General features: G+C 66.2%; 16 protein-coding genes. 7 read left to right on the forward strand and 9 right to left on the reverse strand.

Annotation, left to right across the window (positions count from 1 at the left end):
- Positions 1-110: 110 nt before the first annotated feature.
- From E1956_RS09860 to E1956_RS09895, 8 genes are all read right to left on the reverse strand, one after another.
- Complete coding sequence (locus tag E1956_RS09860; protein WP_134748440.1) at positions 111-1,007, reverse strand: polysaccharide deacetylase family protein; 897 nt, start codon at positions 1,005-1,007, stop codon at positions 111-113.
- 19 nt (positions 1,008-1,026) lie between these two features.
- Positions 1,027-2,091, reverse strand: a complete 1,065-nt coding sequence (locus E1956_RS09865; RefSeq protein ID WP_134748442.1) for a bifunctional UDP-4-keto-pentose/UDP-xylose synthase — start codon at positions 2,089-2,091, stop codon at positions 1,027-1,029.
- Positions 2,088-3,032, reverse strand: coding sequence for a formyltransferase (locus tag E1956_RS09870; protein ID WP_134748444.1), 945 nt, complete (start codon positions 3,030-3,032; stop codon positions 2,088-2,090). The genes E1956_RS09865 and E1956_RS09870 overlap by 4 nt, the downstream gene beginning before the upstream one ends.
- The gene (locus tag E1956_RS09875; RefSeq protein WP_232071080.1) at positions 3,029-4,123 is read right to left on the reverse strand and encodes a glycosyltransferase; all 1,095 of its coding nucleotides are present in this window, start codon (positions 4,121-4,123) and stop codon (positions 3,029-3,031) included. The genes E1956_RS09870 and E1956_RS09875 overlap by 4 nt, the downstream gene beginning before the upstream one ends.
- A 123-nt stretch (positions 4,124-4,246) precedes the next feature.
- Positions 4,247-5,422: a DegT/DnrJ/EryC1/StrS family aminotransferase gene (locus tag E1956_RS09880; protein ID WP_134748446.1), complete on the reverse strand. Its 1,176-nt coding sequence runs from the start codon at positions 5,420-5,422 to the stop codon at positions 4,247-4,249.
- A gap of 114 nt (positions 5,423-5,536) precedes the next feature.
- Positions 5,537-5,908 carry an SMR family transporter gene (locus E1956_RS09885; RefSeq protein ID WP_028219199.1) on the reverse strand — a complete coding sequence of 124 codons (372 nt, stop codon included), beginning with the start codon at positions 5,906-5,908 and terminating at the stop codon, positions 5,537-5,539.
- Between the two features lie 413 nt (positions 5,909-6,321).
- Positions 6,322-8,013, reverse strand: coding sequence for a glycosyltransferase family 39 protein (locus tag E1956_RS09890; protein WP_134748448.1), 1,692 nt, complete (start codon positions 8,011-8,013; stop codon positions 6,322-6,324).
- A 206-nt stretch (positions 8,014-8,219) separates the two neighbouring features.
- Positions 8,220-8,594, reverse strand: coding sequence for an Mth938-like domain-containing protein (locus E1956_RS09895; protein ID WP_134748450.1), 375 nt, complete (start codon positions 8,592-8,594; stop codon positions 8,220-8,222).
- Between the two features lie 559 nt (positions 8,595-9,153).
- Here E1956_RS09895 and E1956_RS09900 point away from each other — a divergent pair.
- The 6 genes from E1956_RS09900 (at position 9,154) to E1956_RS09925 (ending at position 15,625) form a co-directional block, all read left to right on the forward strand.
- Complete coding sequence (locus E1956_RS09900) at positions 9,154-10,392, forward strand: pyridoxal phosphate-dependent aminotransferase (RefSeq protein WP_167759993.1); 1,239 nt, start codon at positions 9,154-9,156, stop codon at positions 10,390-10,392.
- A 98-nt stretch (positions 10,393-10,490) separates the two neighbouring features.
- Positions 10,491-11,822 carry a homoserine dehydrogenase gene (locus E1956_RS09905; RefSeq protein ID WP_134748454.1) on the forward strand — a complete coding sequence of 444 codons (1,332 nt, stop codon included), beginning with the start codon at positions 10,491-10,493 and terminating at the stop codon, positions 11,820-11,822.
- Positions 11,823-11,838: 16 nt separating this feature from the next.
- Complete coding sequence (gene thrC / locus E1956_RS09910) at positions 11,839-13,290, forward strand: threonine synthase (protein WP_134748456.1); 1,452 nt, start codon at positions 11,839-11,841, stop codon at positions 13,288-13,290.
- 294 nt (positions 13,291-13,584) lie between these two features.
- Positions 13,585-14,841: a molybdopterin molybdotransferase MoeA gene (locus tag E1956_RS09915; RefSeq protein ID WP_134750501.1), complete on the forward strand. Its 1,257-nt coding sequence runs from the start codon at positions 13,585-13,587 to the stop codon at positions 14,839-14,841.
- Between the two features lie 10 nt (positions 14,842-14,851).
- Positions 14,852-15,109, forward strand: coding sequence for a molybdopterin converting factor subunit 1 (gene moaD / locus E1956_RS09920; RefSeq protein ID WP_028219193.1), 258 nt, complete (start codon positions 14,852-14,854; stop codon positions 15,107-15,109).
- Positions 15,110-15,145: 36 nt separating this feature from the next.
- Complete coding sequence (locus tag E1956_RS09925; RefSeq protein ID WP_134748458.1) at positions 15,146-15,625, forward strand: molybdenum cofactor biosynthesis protein MoaE; 480 nt, start codon at positions 15,146-15,148, stop codon at positions 15,623-15,625.
- Positions 15,626-15,794: 169 nt separating this feature from the next.
- Here the strand turns inward: E1956_RS09925 and E1956_RS09930 are convergent, their stop codons facing one another.
- Positions 15,795-16,355 carry a group III truncated hemoglobin gene (locus E1956_RS09930; RefSeq protein WP_134748460.1) on the reverse strand — a complete coding sequence of 187 codons (561 nt, stop codon included), beginning with the start codon at positions 16,353-16,355 and terminating at the stop codon, positions 15,795-15,797.
- 196 nt (positions 16,356-16,551) lie between these two features.
- Between E1956_RS09930 and E1956_RS09935 the strand changes: the two genes are divergently transcribed.
- Positions 16,552-17,052: an Rrf2 family transcriptional regulator gene (locus E1956_RS09935; protein ID WP_134748462.1), complete on the forward strand. Its 501-nt coding sequence runs from the start codon at positions 16,552-16,554 to the stop codon at positions 17,050-17,052.
- Positions 17,053-17,199: the final 147 nt, after the last annotated feature.

Below are 17,199 nucleotides of genomic sequence, written 5' to 3' on the forward strand. Positions count from 1 at the left end.
CAGGCACGTGGCTCTCCTGTTGTTATGGGCTGCACGGCGGCGACGGTCAGGACTGGCGGCGCAGCGTGGTCTCGTGCGCGCGGCGCTCTCGCATCGCCTGGCAGCGGAATTCAGTCGGGCTGGACGATCAGCTCGCCCGAACGGCCAGCGATCTCGCCCCAGGTGACAGGGTACGATGGCAGCGAATCCGGGTCCAGCGTCGCATGGTAGTCGCCCATCGTGGCAAACGTATGGCCCTGCGCGCGCCAGCCCGCGAGCAGCTGCTCGAAGACCGGTGCGAGCTTCTGGCCTTCGAGCTCGGCGTGCAGCGTGAACACCTGATCGTGCGGATTGTGCTCGGTGCGCTTGAGCAGCCACGCGGCAACGTTATCGATGTCCACGCCATCCACGCCCAGCACTTCGTCGAGCGTGGGCAGCGTGGTGGGCATCTGCACGTGGTTCAGCGTGCGCCCGGCCACCACCGGGCGATAGGGCGAATGCCCGCGTCCGTCCGAGGCGTACTTCATGCCCCACGCGTCGATCTGCTCGAACGCGGCGTCGTTCATCTGCCAGCCCGCGGCGCCGTGCGTGACGGGCGGCGCGCCGAAGATCTGCGTGAAGCGCTCGTGGCTCTTCCTCATCTCGCGCGCGGTCCAGTCGGCCTCGCGGCTGCGCACGTTGTCCTGCCAGTAGACGTGATCCCACGTGTGAATGCCGCATTCGAAGCCGGCTTCGTGGATCGCGCGCATTTCGGCCGCCGCGCGCACGCCAATGTCGGGGCCGGGCAGCAGCACGCCGTACATCAGCTGTTTCACGCCGTAGTGCTCCACCACGGACGTGCGCGAGACCTTCTTGAGAAAGCCCGGGCGGAACACGCGACGCAGCGCCCAGCCCGTATGGTCCGGGCCGAGGCTGAAGAGGAAGGTCGCGCGCGCCTTGTAGCGGTCGAAGATGCGCGCGAGATTCGGCACGCCTTCGCGCGTGCCGCGCAGCGTGTCGACGTCGATTTTCAGGACGATGCGGGCCAAGTGGCGAGGTCCTTCGCGCTTATTGCTGCTCGACGAGGGCGCGCGCATCGGCCACGTGGCCGCGGTACGCTTCGAAGATCTTGCGCAGCGCTTCGTCGAAGGTCGACTTCGGCGCCCAGGCGAGCTCCTGCATCGTGTTCTCGATCTTCGGCACGCGGTTCTGCACGTCCTGATAGCCCGCACCGTAGTACGCGCCCGAAGACGTTTCGACGAGCTGGACCTTCTTGGCCATTTCGGCGTACTCGGGGAACTCGGCCGCGAGCGCCAGCATCTTGTGCGCGAGCTCGCGCACCGAGAAGTTGTTGGTCGGGTTGCCGATGTTGTAGATCTTGCCCGTGGCGACGCCGTCCTTGTTCTCGATGATCTTCATCAGCGCTTCGATGCCGTCGTCGATGTCGGTGAACGCGCGCTTTTGCGCGCCGCCATCGACGAGGCTGATGTTCTCGCCGCGCACGATGTGGCCGAGGAACTGCGTCACGACGCGCGACGAACCTTCCTTCGGCGTGTAGATCGAGTCGAGGCCCGGGCCGATCCAGTTGAACGGACGGAACAGCGTGAAGTTCAGGCCTTCCATGCCGTAGCCCCAGATCACGCGGTCCATGAGCTGCTTGGAGCACGCATAGATCCAGCGCGGCTTGTTGATCGGGCCGTAGGTCAGCGCCGAGGCGTCCGGGTCGAATTGCTCGTCCGAGCACATGCCGTAGACCTCGGAGGTCGACGGGAAGACGAGGTGCTTGCGGTACTTCACGGCCGAACGCACGATGGGCAGGTTCGCCTCGAAGTCGAGCTCGAACACGCGCAGCGGCTGCTGCACGTAGGTCGCGGGCGTGGCGATCGCCACCAGCGGCAGGATCACGTCGCACTTCTTGACGTGGTATTCCACCCACTCCTTGTTGATCGTGATGTCGCCTTCGAAGAAGTGCATCCGCTCATGCTTGACGAGGTCGCCGAGGCGGTCCGTCTGCATGTCCATCCCGAACACTTCCCAGTTCGTGGTTTCGAGGATGCGCTTGGAGAGGTGATGGCCGATAAAGCCATTGACACCCAGGATCAGAACTTTTTTGGCGTAGCCTTCGGTTTTCATGGACGGGGGACAGATGAAGTGAATTCGGAGAACGCGGCGGGGGTGATGACGGTCTCTTGACCGTTATGCGCATGCCGCAGCTCGTGGATCGCGATGGCGCGGCCGTCGCCGCAGACGGCGAAAAGCGCATTATCGCTTACGTGGAGTCCGGGGGGCAATCCGGCCAGTTTCGACAGATCCGTGCCGGGGCGCGCCAGGCGCGCGCGGGCGACCACGAAACGCTCGCCGCCGATCTCGGTGAACGCGCCGGGATAGGGCGGGGCGACCGCGCGGATCAGGTTGTAGACGTCCTGCGCGCTTTGGGTGAAATCGAGGCGGCCGTCTTCGGGCTTGCGCCCGCCGTAGTAGCTGCCGTGCGTGAGATCGTTCGGCAGATGCGGCGCCTCGCCCGCGATCAGCGCGGGCAGCACGCGCCAGAGCGTCTGCTCGGCGGCCACGGTCACCTTGTCGAAGACCATTGCGGCCGTGTCGTCGGGCAGGATCGGCACCGGCGTCTGCGCGATGATTGCGCCCGCATCGGGCTTGGCGGCCATCTCGTGCAGCGTCGCGCCGGTCTCGGTTTCGCCCTTGAGCACGGCCCAGTTCGTGGGCACGCGGCCGCGGTACTTCGGCAAAAGCGAGCCGTGCATGTTGTACGCGCCGCGGGCCGCGATCGCGAGCAGGTCCACCGGCAGCATATGGCGGTAGTAGAACGAGAAGATGAAGTCGGGCCGCGCGGCGGACACGGCCGCGCGCAGCTCGGCGCTCTTCGGATCGGCGGGGGTGATGACGTCGATGCCGTGCTCCTCGGCCACCGATTTCACGCTGCCGAACCAGATGTTCTCGGTCGGGCTGTCCTCGTGCGTGACGACGAGCGCCACGTCCACGCCGCGCGCGAGCAGCACCTGCAGGCAGCGCACGCCCACATTGTGATACGCGAAAACGACGGCACGCGGCTTCATGACTGGGCTCCTCGCTGTGTTCCCTGGCTGCCCTGGTTGCTCTGATTCGCGGCGCCCGAGACGTTGAGCGACGCCTGCACGCCTTGCACGATGTCCTGGCGCGGCACGCCGACCACTTCGCGGCCGTTGCGCTCCTCGAGGATCGTCTGCACGAGATAGCGCGGACGCGCGCGCACCTGCTGATAGATGCGGCCGATGTATTCGCCGAGCAGGCCGAGCGCGAAGATGATCACGCCGAGCAGGAAGAACGTGATGGCGAAGAGCGTAAACACGCCCTGCACTTCCGCGCCGATGATGAAGCGGCGAATCAGGAGCAGAACGAACAGCCCCGCCGAGCCGAGCGAGAGAATCACGCCGATGAACGAGAGCCACTGCAGCGGCACGACCGAGAAGCCGGTCACGAGGTCGAAGTTCAGGCGGATCAGGCTATAGAGCGAGTACTTCGATTCGCCCGCGAAGCGCTCTTCGTGCGCGACGTCGACCTCGACCGGGTTCTGCGCGAACGTGTAGGCGAGCGCCGGAATGAAGGTGTTGATCTCGCCGCAGCGGTTAATCGTGTCGATGATGTGGCGGCTGTAGGCGCGCAGCATGCAGCCCTGGTCCGTCATCTTGATGCGCGTGATGCGCTCGCGCAGACGGTTCATGGCGTGCGAGGCCTTGCGGCGCCACAGGCTGTCCTGGCGCTGCATGCGGATGGTGCCCACGTAGTCGTAGCCTTCGCGCATCTTCGCGACGAGCTTGCCGATTTCCTCGGGCGGGTTCTGCAGGTCGGCGTCGAGCGTGATGACGATCTCGCCGCGCGCCTGCTCGAAGCCCGCGAGGATCGCCATGTGCTGGCCGTAGTTGCCGTTGAGCAGGATCGCGCGCGTGGTGTCGGGGCGCGCGCGGAACTGCTCGGCGAGCATTGCGGCCGAGCGGTCGCGGCTGCCGTCGTTGATGAAGATGATTTCGTACGAGGTGCCGAGCTTGTCGAGCGCCGGGTACAGGCGCGCGAACAGCGCGGCGAGTCCCGCTTCCTCGTTGTAGACCGGAATGATGACCGAGACTTCCGGCGTTTCCGGGGTCAAGGTGCGTTGTTCCGCTTGGGTCATGAGTGCGTCTTTTCCGTTCTGGTAATGCGTGTAATTGGCGTCGATATTGCCGCTATCAAGCGGGTGCGCCCCCCTGGGCTGCCGCACCCGCTCATCGCCTGAATCGCCGTGTGAAACGGTGGATCAGGCCGCGGCGCCGACTGCGTACTGCTTGCAGATCTCGTCGACGGCGCGGCACACGCGGGCCACGTCGGCGACGCTCATCTGCGTGAAGAGCGGCAGCGTGACCGTGGTCGCGCCGAACCGCTCGGCGTGCGGGAACATGCCCGCACGGAAACCGCGCTCGCGATAGAGCGTGAAGAGGTGGATGGCCGGGTAGTGCACGCCCGAGCCGATGCCGCGCTCCTTGAGCTGCTCCATGAAGCCCGCGCGATCGAGCGTGAGCTTCTCGAGCGGCAGCGTGATCTGGAACATGTGCCAGTTGCTGTTGGTGAAGTCGGCCACCGGCAGGCCCACGCCGAGCTTCGCCGCGGCGCTGCCCTCGAAGCCCGTGAAGTAGGCATGCGCGAGCTTGCGGCGCTGCTCGGTGAAGCGCTCGATGTGCTTCAGCTGGCCGAGGCCCACGCGCGCCGCCACATCGGTGAGATTGTACTTGCCGCCGAGCACGTCGCAGTCCATGCCGTCGAAGCCCGTGCGCGTGATGCCCTGCAGGCGGTACTTGCGGGCGAGCTCGGCTTCATCCTCGTTGTTGAGCACGAGCGCGCCGCCTTCGATCGACGTGAGGTTCTTGTTGGCGTGGAAGCTGAACGAGACGATGTCGCCGATCGCGCCAATGCGCTTGCCGTTCCACGTCGAGCCGAACGCCTGCGCGGCGTCTTCGATCACGCGCAGCTTGTGCTGGCGGGCGATCGCGTAGAGGCGGTCCATGTCGACGGGCAGGCCCGCGAGGTAGACGGGGATGATCGCCTTTGTGCGCGGCGTGATGGCGGCCTCGAGCTTGTCGAGGTCGATGTTGCGCGTGACGGGGTCGATGTCGGCGAACACCGGCGTCGCGCCCACTTCGTAGATCACGTTGCTCGTGGAGACCCACGAGGCGGGCGTCGTGATGACCTCGTCGCCGGGGCCCACGCCCGCGATGCGCAGGCCGATCTCGAGCGTCGCGGTGCCCGAGTTGAAGGTGCGCACCGGGCGGCCGCCGCAGTATTCGGAGAGCGCGGCCTCGAACGCCTGGTTCTGCGGACCGGTCGTGATCCAACCCGAGCGCAGCACCTCGGCGACGCCAGCGATGGTTTCTTCGTCGATCTCGGGCTTGACGAACGGCAGGAACGAAACGGGGGACTGCGCGGAAGACTGGGTCATGAGTGCTTTGCTCGTGAGAACGTCAGAAAAGGTCAGAATTCGGCTGCGGTGCAAGGATGCCAGAGGTACGAAAACACGCTTCGATGCGTGCGCTGATGGGCGCCGCTGCGTCCCTCAGCTGCGCGCAAGCACGAACACGCCGATCAGAATGATGCCGATGCCAACGAGGCGCTGCACGCTCAAGACCTCGCCGAACAGATACCAGGCCGCGAACGCGTTGACCACGTAGCCGAGCGAGAGCATCGGGTAGGCGATCGAGACGTCCACGCGCGAGAGCCCCACGATCCACACGACCACGCTGAACACGTAGCAGGTGAGCCCGCCGATGATCGGCAGTTGCGTCGCGAGCTTCCAGCCGATGGGCAGGATGTTCGCACGGGTGAATTCGAAGTGTCCAACGGCATTGACACCGGCTTTCAGCAACAGTTGCGCGCAGGCATTCAGGCTGACGCCGGCGAGGATGCAGATGAGGGAAATCGGATTCATCGTGTCGGAGGGTGAATGGGGTGGCTAAAGTGAATTTGGGGTGGGATTGCTGCGTGCGCCTGGGCGCCCATGGGCGGGTGCTCGGCTGGTGGGCTCATTCCGGCTGGCAGGGCGGCGCCGGGTTTGTCCGCGGGTTGGGCGGCCCCGACCCGGTAGCGGTTCCCGACACACTCGCCGGGCCCGCGCAACGGGGATTCCATTGCGCCCTTGCAGCCGTCTGGCCGGCCGCGCCGTCGCTTGCCGCCTACGTCGGTCGCCGCCTACGTCGGTCGCCCACGCCGGTCGCCCACGAAGGCGGCCTTTGCAGCCGGTGCTGCCCGACCGGGCCAGCAGTCCGGCACGCCGTCTCGCACCATCGGCGCCCAGCATTATCGCTCATGTGCGGAACATGGCCGCCGTCAACCCGGGAAACGTCAGGATTGCGGCTTCTCGACGATCACGCGGCGCGAATCGCGCGCGATCACCTGCATCGGGAAACCCTGTGCAGCCAGCTCGTTGTAGCGATCGACCGGCAGCAGCGCGAGTGCGTAGCGCTCGTTCTTCCAGCGCTGCTCCCAATCCGCGATGGTCGGCACCCATTTTTGCGGCTCTTCGGAGATGCCGAAGGCCAGTTCGTCGGTGACCTGCACCATCGTCATCGTGTGGCGCACGTAGAAGGGCAGCGTGTGGTCGAGCACGCCCACCGAATAGAACGGCGTGTCGGGCGGCAGCTTGGCGATGGCCGCGCGCACCGCGGGGGCGAGCGGCGCGCCCGAGCTGAGCGTGCCAAACACGTCGTGCCCCGTGCCCGCGATGGTCGCGAGCAGCAGCCACGCGGTGCCGAGCGCCACGGCCGGCGCGCTCGCGCCCGTCTCGGGCGTGCGCTTCGCGCGGATGAGGCGCAGTCCGATCATGGTGACGACGAAGGCGACTGCGGCGGCGGCGAACACCCAGACCTGGAACTCGCGATAGAGCGCGTTGGGATTGCGCGCATCGCCGAGGCGCGTGAGCACGAAGGAGCCGGCCATCAGCGCGACGGCGAGCACGGCATAGCCCGTCAGATGGCGACTCCACTGCTTGCGCGTCATGAGAGGCAGATACAGGCCGATGATGAGCGCAAGCGGCGGCGCGATCGGCAGCGTGTACGAAAGCAGCTTCGAGTGCGACGCACTGAAGAACAGGAAGATGAACACGCTCCAGACGAGCATCATCGTGACCGGCGCGAAACCGTTGGGCTGGTTCGGCGCGCGCAGCGCGTGGCGCACGCTCTGGACGCTGACCGAGAGCCACGGCAGGAAGCCCACGAGCATCACGGGCACGAAGTAGTAGAACGGGCCGGGACGGTTCTGCGCGGGCGTGAGATAGCGCTGGAACTGCTGGACGATGAAGAAGAAGTTGAAGAATTCCGGATTGCGCTGTTGCACCAGCACGAACCACGGCGAGACGATCGCGAAGAACACGATCAGGCCGCTCACGAGGTACAGACGCTTCCAGATCGCCCAGTCGCGCGAGATCACCGTGTAGAGCACCAGCACGGCGCCCGGCAGGATCAGGCCGACCAGGCCCTTCGAGAGCACGGCGAGCGCCATCGCCGCCCAGCAGACCCACATCCACAGCCGCGCCGTGCGGGTAGGCAGGTTCGGGCGCTGGGCGAGCAGCAGGGCGCACAGCGTGAGCTCCATCCAGAACGACAGGGCCATGTCGAGCGTGTTGAAGTGGCCCATCAGGTTCCAGTACGGCGCGCAGGCGAGCACGAGCGCGGCGAAGAAGCCCGTGGCGGCGTTGAAGACGCGCGCGCCGGTGAAGCCGATCAGCAGCACGCCGGCGAAGCCCGTGAGGGCGGTATAGAGGCGCGCCTGCCATTCGCCAATGCCGAACCATGCGAACGTGAGCGCATTCATCCAGGTTTGCAGCGGCGGCTTCTCGAAATACTTGTAGCCGTTGTAGCGGGGGGTGATCCAGTCGCCGCTGGCGAGCATCTCGCGCGCCATTTCGGCGTAGCGGCCTTCGTCACTCGGCAGCAGATGGCGCCAGCCGAGCGGCACGAACCAGATCACGGCGAGAGCGACGATCAGGAGCAGGATCGCGCTGCGGTTGAGCGGCAGCCTCGAGGGCGTATCGTTCATGGGTTCCAGCCTGTTCTTGTTGATGTTGCGGTCGGTCAGGCGGCGCGCCGCCCGCGCCTCGCGGGACGCGCGCAACGCCTGCGCGGCGCGCAAGTGTACTACGGCCCGCCGGGCTTACCTGAAGGCAGGCTTAAGACACACCCCAGGTGCACCTCAGGTGCACTCCGGGCGCACCTCAGGCGCGCTTCAGGGGGACTTCGGGCGGATCAGTTTTCGATCAGGAGCGCGGCGGCCACGCGCCGGCCTTCGGCCATCAGGATGTTGTAGGTGCGGCAGGCGGCCTTGAAGTCCATCGCCTCGACGCCGATGCGCTTCGCGCTCAGTGCCGCGGTCAGGCGCGGATGGGGAAAGCGCAGTCGCTCGCCGCTGCCGAACACCACCACTTCGGGCTTCAGCGGCAGCAGCATTTCGAAAAGTTCGGGGGTCAAGGCGTCGTACGCGCTGACGGGCCACGGTACGACGGGCGAGTCGGGCATCACGAGGATGCTGCCGGTGTGGCGTTCGAGATTGATTTCGACGTAATCGGCGCCGTAAGCGGTGACGGTGTTCAGGGCGCCACTGGAGTCCTGGTGTAGTTTCAAAACTTCGGTTCCGGAAGGTCTCGGTTCGGGAGGCGCGGGAAGGCGCGGCGAGCTTGCCTGGCGTGTCCAGGCGGCCGGGCCGCGCGACCTTGCGCGCATCGAGTCGGTCTCGCAGCGGTTGCGCCCCAATTTTGCTGCGTCCGCGATGGGACGGGCCCGCGCGGCTTATTGCGCATTGCGGAAGTTGGCCAAAATCCGCTAAATTATAGCTTTTTAGCGGCTGCGACGACGGACCTCGCTCAAAGGTGCCCGAACGGGCACCAGCAGGTGCAACAAGCGTGCGCCCGCGCCGGACCCGGCCGTGCCCAACGTGCGCGCCTGCAGCATCCGCATTACGCCATCCGCCCGAGTCATCCATCGAAGGGCGAACGCAGTCACAAGCTGCAGGCAGGCTGCCAATCTGTGCAATCCGTGCAATGTGCGCAATCCGTGGGTATATGCCGTGCTGCCCCTGCACGGCTCGCGGCCCCGCGCGCCGTTCTACACCGATCAACCCCGTTGCAGCGCGTTTCAGGTTTTTAGACCGCTCTTAGACCCGCTTTTGGACCAACCGCCCGCCGTGAAACCGATCCTCAAATCCAACAAGCTGCAGAACGTTTGCTACGACATCCGCGGGCCGGTGCTCGAGCATGCCAAGCGCCTCGAAGAAGAAGGCCACCGCATCATCAAGCTGAACATCGGCAATCTCGCGCCGTTCGGTTTCGACGCGCCCGACGAAGTGATCCAGGACATGATCCTGAACCTGCCGGGCTCCTCGGGGTATTCGGACTCGAAGGGCGTGTTCGCCGCGCGCAAGGCGATCATGCATTACGCGCAGCAAAAGGGCGTCAAGGGCGTCGAGCTCGATGACATCTACATCGGCAACGGCGCGTCCGAGCTGATCGTGATGGCGATGCAGGCGCTCCTGAACGACGAGGACGAAGTGCTGCTCCCGGCGCCCGACTATCCGCTCTGGACGGCGGCGGTGAGCCTGTCGGGCGGCACGCCCGTGCACTACATCTGCGACGAGTCGAACGGCTGGATGCCGGATCTGGACGATATTCGCGCGAAGATCACGCCGAACACGCGCGCGCTCGTGGTCATCAACCCGAACAACCCCACGGGGGCGCTGTATTCGGACGAGCTGCTGCGCGGCCTCGTGGCCATCGCGCGCGAGCACGGGCTGATCATTTTCGCCGACGAGGTCTACGACAAGATCATCTACGACGGCAAGACCCACACGGCGCTCGGCTCGCTCTCCGAAGACGTCATCACGGTCACGCTCAACAGCCTTTCGAAGAGCTATCGCGCGTGTGGCTACCGCGCGGGCTGGATGTTCATCTCGGGCCTGACGGCCGAGAACCGCCGCCGCTCGAAGGACTACACCGAAGGCCTGGGCATTCTGGCCTCGATGCGCCTGTGCGCGAACGTGCCCGGCCAGTATGCGATCCAGACGGCGCTGGGCGGCTACCAGAGCATCAATGAGCTGATCCAGCCGGGCGGGCGCCTGTATCGCCAGCGCGAGCTTGCTTACAACATGCTCACGGCCATTCCCGGCGTGACCTGCGTGAAGCCCGAGGCCGCGCTCTACATGTTCCCGCGCCTCGACCCGAAGCTCTATCCGATTCAGGACGACCAGCAGTTCATCCTGGACCTGTTGCTCGCGGAGCGCGTCTTGCTGGTGCAGGGCACGGGCTTCAACTGGAAGCAGCCGGACCACTTCCGCGTGGTGTTCCTGCCGAACGTCGACGACCTGACCGATTCGATCAACCGCATCGCGCGCTTCCTCGACGGCTATCGCCAGAGGCACGGCACGTGAGCGGGCACTGAGGCACACGACATGCGCGCCGCCCGCATGATGTTCAGGCGCGGCGCAACCGCTTTTCCTTTTTACACACTTAGACGAACACACGCTGCATGGAACCGATCAAAGTAGGTCTCTTGGGCTTCGGCACGGTAGGCAGCGGCACCTTCACGGTACTGCGCCGCAACCAGGAAGAAATCAAACGCCGCGCGGGCCGCGGCATCGAGGTGGCGCGCATCGCCGTGCGCAACCCGGCCAAAGCCACAGCGGCGCTCGGCACCGCGGCCGGCAGCGTCGAATTGACGACCGACTTCAATGCGGTCGTCGACGACCCGTCGATTTCGATCGTCGCCGAAATGATCGGCGGCACGAGCGTCGCGAAGGACCTCGTGCTGCGCGCCATCGCCAACGGCAAGCACGTGGTCACCGCGAACAAGGCTCTGCTGGCGGTCCACGGCACCGAGATCTTCGAAGCGGCGCGCGCCAAGGGCGTGATGGTCGCGTTCGAGGCGGCGGTCGCGGGTGGCATTCCGATCATCAAGGCGCTGCGCGAAGGCCTCACGGCCAACCGCATCGAGTACATCGCCGGCATCATCAACGGCACCACGAACTACATCCTCTCGGAGATGCGCGAGCGCGGCCTCGACTTCGCGACCGCATTGAAGGGCGCGCAGGAGCTCGGCTACGCCGAAGCCGATCCGACCTTCGACATCGAAGGCGTGGACGCCGCGCACAAGGCCACGATCATGAGCGCGATCGCGTTCGGCGTGCCCGTGCAGTTCGACAAGGCCTATGTCGAGGGCATCAGCAAGCTCGACGCCATCGACATCAAGTACGCGGAAGAGCTCGGCTACCGGATCAAGCTGCTCGGCATCGCGCGCCGCACGGAGAAGGGCATCGAGCTGCGCACCCATCCGACGCTGATTCCGGCCAAGCGCCTGCTCGCCAACGTGGAAGGCGCGATGAACGCCGTGGTCGTGCACGGCGACGCCGTGGGCACGACGCTCTACTACGGCAAGGGCGCGGGCGCGGAGCCGACGGCCTCGGCCGTGGTGGCCGATCTCGTCGATGTCACGCGCCTGCACACGGCCGACCCCGAGCACCGTGTGCCGCACCTGGCGTTCCAGCCGGAGAGCCTCTCGAACACGCCGATCCTGCCGATCGACGAAGTCACGAGCGGCTACTACCTGCGCCTGCGCGTGGCCGACCAGACCGGCGTGATGGCCGACATCACGCGCATCCTCGCCGACGGCGGCATTTCGATCGACGCGCTGCTGCAAAAGGAGTCGGAGCAGATCGACGCGCAGGGCAAGGCGGAAACCGACATCATCCTGATCACGCACGAGACGGTGGAAAAGCGCGTCAACGCGGCGATCGCGCAGATCGAGAAGCTGGCGACCGTGAAGTCGTCGGTGACGAAGCTGCGCATGGAAGGACTGAACTAAGGGTTAGGGCAAGGTAATGAATTATGTATCCACGCGCGGCGCGGGCGCCGGCGAGCATCACTCGTTTTCCGACATTCTGCTGGGCGGCCTCGCGCGCGACGGCGGCCTGTATCTGCCGGCCGAGTATCCGCGCATCGCCGAGGAAGAGCTCGCGCGCTGGCGCGGCCTCTCGTACGCGGACCTCGCGTTCGAGATTCTCTCGAAGTTCAGCGACGACATTCCCGCCGAGGACCTGCGCGACCTGACGCGCCGCACCTACACGGCCGCCACGTATTGCAACGTGCGCCACGGCGAGGACGCGAGCAAGATCACGCCGCTCACCACGCTCGGCGAGGAAAACGGCGCGCAGCTCTCGCTGCTCGAGCTCTCGAACGGCCCGACGCTCGCGTTCAAGGACATGGCGATGCAGCTGCTCGGCAACCTGTTCGAGTACGCGCTCGCGAAGGCGGGGCAACAGCTGAACATCCTCGGCGCGACCTCGGGCGACACCGGCAGCGCCGCCGAATACGCGATGCGCGGCAAGAAGGGCGTGCGCGTGTTCATGCTCTCGCCGCACAAGAAGATGAGCGCGTTCCAGACGGCGCAGATGTTCAGCCTGCAGGACCCGAACATCTTCAACCTGGCCGTGGAAGGTGTGTTCGACGACTGCCAGGACATCGTCAAGGCCGTCTCGAACGATCACGCGTACAAGGCGCAGCAGAAGATCGGCACGGTCAACTCGATCAACTGGGCGCGCGTCGTGGCCCAGGTCGTCTACTACTTCGCGGGCTACTTCGCCGCGACGAAGAGCAACGACGAGCGCGTCTCGTTCACGGTGCCCTCGGGCAACTTCGGCAACGTCTGCGCAGGCCATATCGCCCGCATGATGGGCCTGCCGATCGAGAAGCTCGTGGTGGCGACGAACGAGAACGACGTGCTCGACGAGTTTTTCCGCACCGGCATCTATCGTGTGCGCGGCTCGGCCGAGACGTATCACACGACCAGCCCGAGCATGGACATCTCGAAGGCGTCCAATTTCGAGCGCTTCGTCTACGACCTGCTCGGCCGCGATCCGGCCCGCGTCACGCAACTGTTCCGCGACGTCGAGGAAAAGGGCGGGTTCGATCTCGCGGCAAGCGGCGACTTCGTGCGGGTGCAGCAGTTCGGCTTCGTTTCGGGCCGCAGCAGCCACGAGGACCGCATCGCCACGATCCGCGACGTCCATGCGCGCTACCAGACCATGATCGACACCCACACCGCCGACGGCGTGAAGGTCGCGCGCGAGCATCTGCAGCCGGGCGTGCCGATGATCGTGCTCGAAACCGCGCAGCCGGTGAAGTTCGGCGAGACGATCCGCGAAGCGCTCGACTGCGAGCCGGAGCGTCCAGCCGGGTTCGATGGCCTCGAGGCGCTGCCGCAGCGCTTCGAAGTGATGCCGGCGGATGCGCAGCACGTGAAGGACTACATCGCCGCTCATACGGGGCTTTGATGGCCCGCTTTGACGCCCTTTAGAGCGTTGCTTGAACCCCGGCCGCGGGCGTCGCCCGCCCGTGGCCGGGACGCTGCACCTGCGTGGCGCCGGGGTTCGGGCCGTCGCGCTCAGGTTGCGGCGAATGCAGGAGATAAGGCGCAGCGGCGCAATGCCGCGTCCCCGCCGCTACAATAACGACAGACCATCCCTGTCGAGCGCGCCGCACGCGGCGCCCAGTCAAGCCCACAATCCCCGCCCATGTCCACGCCACAATCCCCATCCTCCGCTGCTGCGCCCGCGCCGCGCGCGCCGATGCTGTCGACCGCCGACGCGCTCGCCACGCTGCTTGCCGCCGCGAAGCCGCTGACCGGCGCAGCCCACGCCAACGCGACCGAGACCCTTTCGACCTTCGATGCGCTCAATCGCGTGCTGGCGGTCGAGGTTGTCTCGCCGCTCGACGTGCCGCCAATGCACACGAGCGCGATGGACGGCTACGCGGTGCGCGTGGCCGATCTGACGCAAGGTAGCCGCCGGCTGCCGGTCTCGCAGCGCATTCCCGCCGGGCACGCGCCGCAGCCGCTCGCGGCGGGCACCGCGGCGCGCATCTTCACGGGCGCGACCGTGCCTCCGGGCGCCGACGCCGTGGTGATGCAGGAGCAGACCGAGACCGACGGCGGCGACGTGACGATCCTGCACACGCCGAAAGCGGGCGAGTGGATTACGGCACAGGGCGCCGACATCAAGAAGGGCTCGGTGATCCTGCCTGCGGGCACGCGGCTCTCGCCGGCGGCGCTCGGGCTGGCGGCGTCGGTGGGTTGCGCGACGCTCACGGTGACGCGGCGCGTCAAGGTGGCGGTGTTCTTCACCGGCGACGAGCTGACCATGCCGGGCGAGCCGCTCAAGCCGGGCGCGATCTACAACTCGAACCGCTTCACCTTGACGGGCCTCCTGCGCAATCTGGGCTGCGAGGTGACCGATTACGGCATCGTTCCGGATCGGCTCGACGTCACCCGTGCGACGCTGCGCGAGGCCGCCGCGAAACACGACCTGATCCTGACCTCGGGCGGTGTTTCCGTGGGCGAGGAGGATCACGTCAGACCAGCGGTGGAGGCGGAAGGGCGCATCAACATGTGGCAGATCGCGATGAAGCCGGGCAAGCCGCTCGCGTTCGGCGCGGTACGGCGGCCGCAAGACGGGGCGCAGACTGCCGCCGGCAAGGACGCCGACGAAGCGTTTTTCATCGGCCTGCCCGGCAATCCCGTCTCGAGCTTCGTCACGTTCCTGCTGTTCGTGCGGCCTTTCCTGCTGCGCCTTGCCGGCGCGGCGCACGTGAGCCCGCGCGCGCTCTCGCTGCGCGCCGACTTCACGCAGTCCAAGGCCGACCGCCGCAACGAATTCCTGCGCGCGCGCGTGAACCCGGCGGGCGGCCTCGAGCTGTTTGCGAACCAGAGCTCGGCGGTGCTGACATCGACCGTCTGGGGCGACGGCATCATCGACAACCCGCCGAATCATGCGATCAGCGCGGGCGAGACCGTGCGCTTCATTCCTTTCACCGAACTGTTGTATTGAGCGTCATCCGATGAAGATTCAGCTGAAGTTTTTTGCGAGCGTGCGTGAGGCGCTGGGCGTGGCCGACGAAACGGTCACACTGCCCGAGGGCATCGTCACGGTGGGCGACGTGCGCGGCTGGCTGCGCGCACGCGGCGGCGTCTGGGCGGAAACGCTGGCGGAGGGGCGCGCGCTGCGCATGGCCTGCAACCACGTCATGACCGATCCGGCCACGCGTATCACCGAGGGCTGCGAAGTGGCATTTTTCCCGCCCGTCACCGGCGGCTGACCCACCCATACGACCCAGACGACGAGGAGTGCGGTCATGCCAGTGCGTGTCCAGACCGAAGATTTCGACCTGACTACCGAGGTTGCGCATCTACGTGCGGACAACCCGGCGATCGGCGCGGTGGCGTGCTTCGTCGGGACGGTGCGCGACCTCAACGACGGCAGCGCGGTGGCGGGCATGGAGCTCGAGCACTATCCGGGCATGACGGAGAAGGCGCTGGAGGGCATCGTCACCGAGGCGCAGCGCCGCTGGCCCGGCATCGAAGTGCTGATCATCCACCGGGTGGGCAAGCTCGCGCCGCTCGACCAGATCGTGCTGGTCGCGACCACCTCGAAGCATCGCGGCGATGCGTTTGCCTCGTGCGAGTTCGTCATGGACTACCTGAAGTCCGAAGCGCCGTTCTGGAAGAAGGAAGAAACCGAGCACGGCGCGCGCTGGGTGGACGCGCGCGAGAGCGACGACGCGGCACTGGCGCGCTGGGGCGTGACGTCGACGAATGCGGCGAAGGAAACCTGAGCGCGCGGCCGGTCACAGGATAACTCTGGTATTGCCGAACGATGGCGGCGAATGGGCCGCCCGCCGCCGTTATTCCTGAGATACCGGAGCTATGGTTCGCGACCAGGACTATTAGTCGCTAAATATGCAACTAACAGCCTATCCGCTTAACGGGCACAAGGCTGGTGGTTCAGTGCGGACGGGCGGCTTCGTCCTCGTCCATCGAGCGTCCGATGAATTTGGCCGGAAACGGTTCGCCAGTTGGGCGGGTGGGCAGATCGTGGCCTTGGCCCGTGGGGCGCCGCCGTGGCGCAACCGAGTCCAGCAACGCCTGCTGCTCAGGCGGAATCGCGTAGTCCCAGCCGAAGCGGCTCAACTGCAGGCTTTGCGCGATGCGCAGCGCCGGCTCCATGAACTGCACCGCCGCTGCGGGCTCGTAACGCGCCTGAACCGTGTCGAGAAAGAGATAGAGCCAGTGGCTGAAATGTTTCGGCTCGACGCCCGGCACCGGATCGTGCGCCTGCTGCACATTGCCGCGATAAGTCTTCGTGCCGAGCACGAGACTCGACCAGAAACGGCACATCTTCGGCAGATGCTCGTCCCAACGGCCAGCCAGCACGCCGTCGAAAACCGGGCCGAGCAGGGCGTCCTCGCGCACGCGATCGTAGAACGCGTAGACCAGTTCGCGGATGTTGTCTTCGGTGGGGGCGGGGTGCCGCACGGGAGCGGCGCTGGCGTCGGGATGCGTCATGTCGGAAGCCTGGGCGATGCGCTGAGCCGCCAAGCGGCGGTTCAAAGGTCATGCGAACTACGGTGAAGTGCGCCGCAAACCACGGCGAAATGCGAGTCGAAGCGCCCATGATACCCAGGCGATCAAAAACTTGCATGCGGCTTGCATGTTATTGTATGGATTCCGGCGCCTGTGCGCCCACCCACCTGCTGGCACCATGAGACTGACCGATTACACCGACTATTCGCTGCGCGTGATGCTTTACCTCGCACTGCGCCGCGATGGGCTCTCGACGATCCAGGAGATCTCGGACGCCTACGGCATATCGAAGAATCATCTGATGAAAGTGGTGCAGCGTCTGGGCGAGTTGGGCTGGGTCGATACGATCCGCGGGCGCAACGGCGGCCTGCGGCTCGGGCCGAAGTCGCTCGAATTGACCGTCGGCATGGTGGTGCGGCAGACCGAGAGCGATTTCGCACTCGTCGGATGCTTCCCCGACGAGCACGGCGAGCGCCGAAGCTGCGTCATCGAGCCGCAATGCCGGCTCAAGCACGCGCTGGCGGCGGCGCGCGATGCGTTCCTCGCCGAGCTCGACCGGCACACCATCGGCGAGCTGGTGCAGCCCGCGGGTGAGCTGACCGGCCTGCTGGGCCTCGCGCCCATTACGTTCGTGCCGCGCGCGCGAGCCACCCGGCACGCGCCGTCGCGCGGGCACTGAAGCGCAGCGCGACCGGCGTTCGCTTGTTCCGTCGGCGCTCCCACGGTCTATTCTCATAGAACTATCCTGGTGCACCTGACCGGCCCGCCGTTTTGCGGCAGGCCGGGTGCGGTCGTGCGCCCCGATCGGTCCGTGCTGGCGGGCGGC

Origin of the sequence: Paraburkholderia pallida, from assembly GCF_004524855.1 — a bacterium.
Lineage (GTDB): Bacteria > Pseudomonadota > Gammaproteobacteria > Burkholderiales > Burkholderiaceae > Paraburkholderia > Paraburkholderia oxyphila.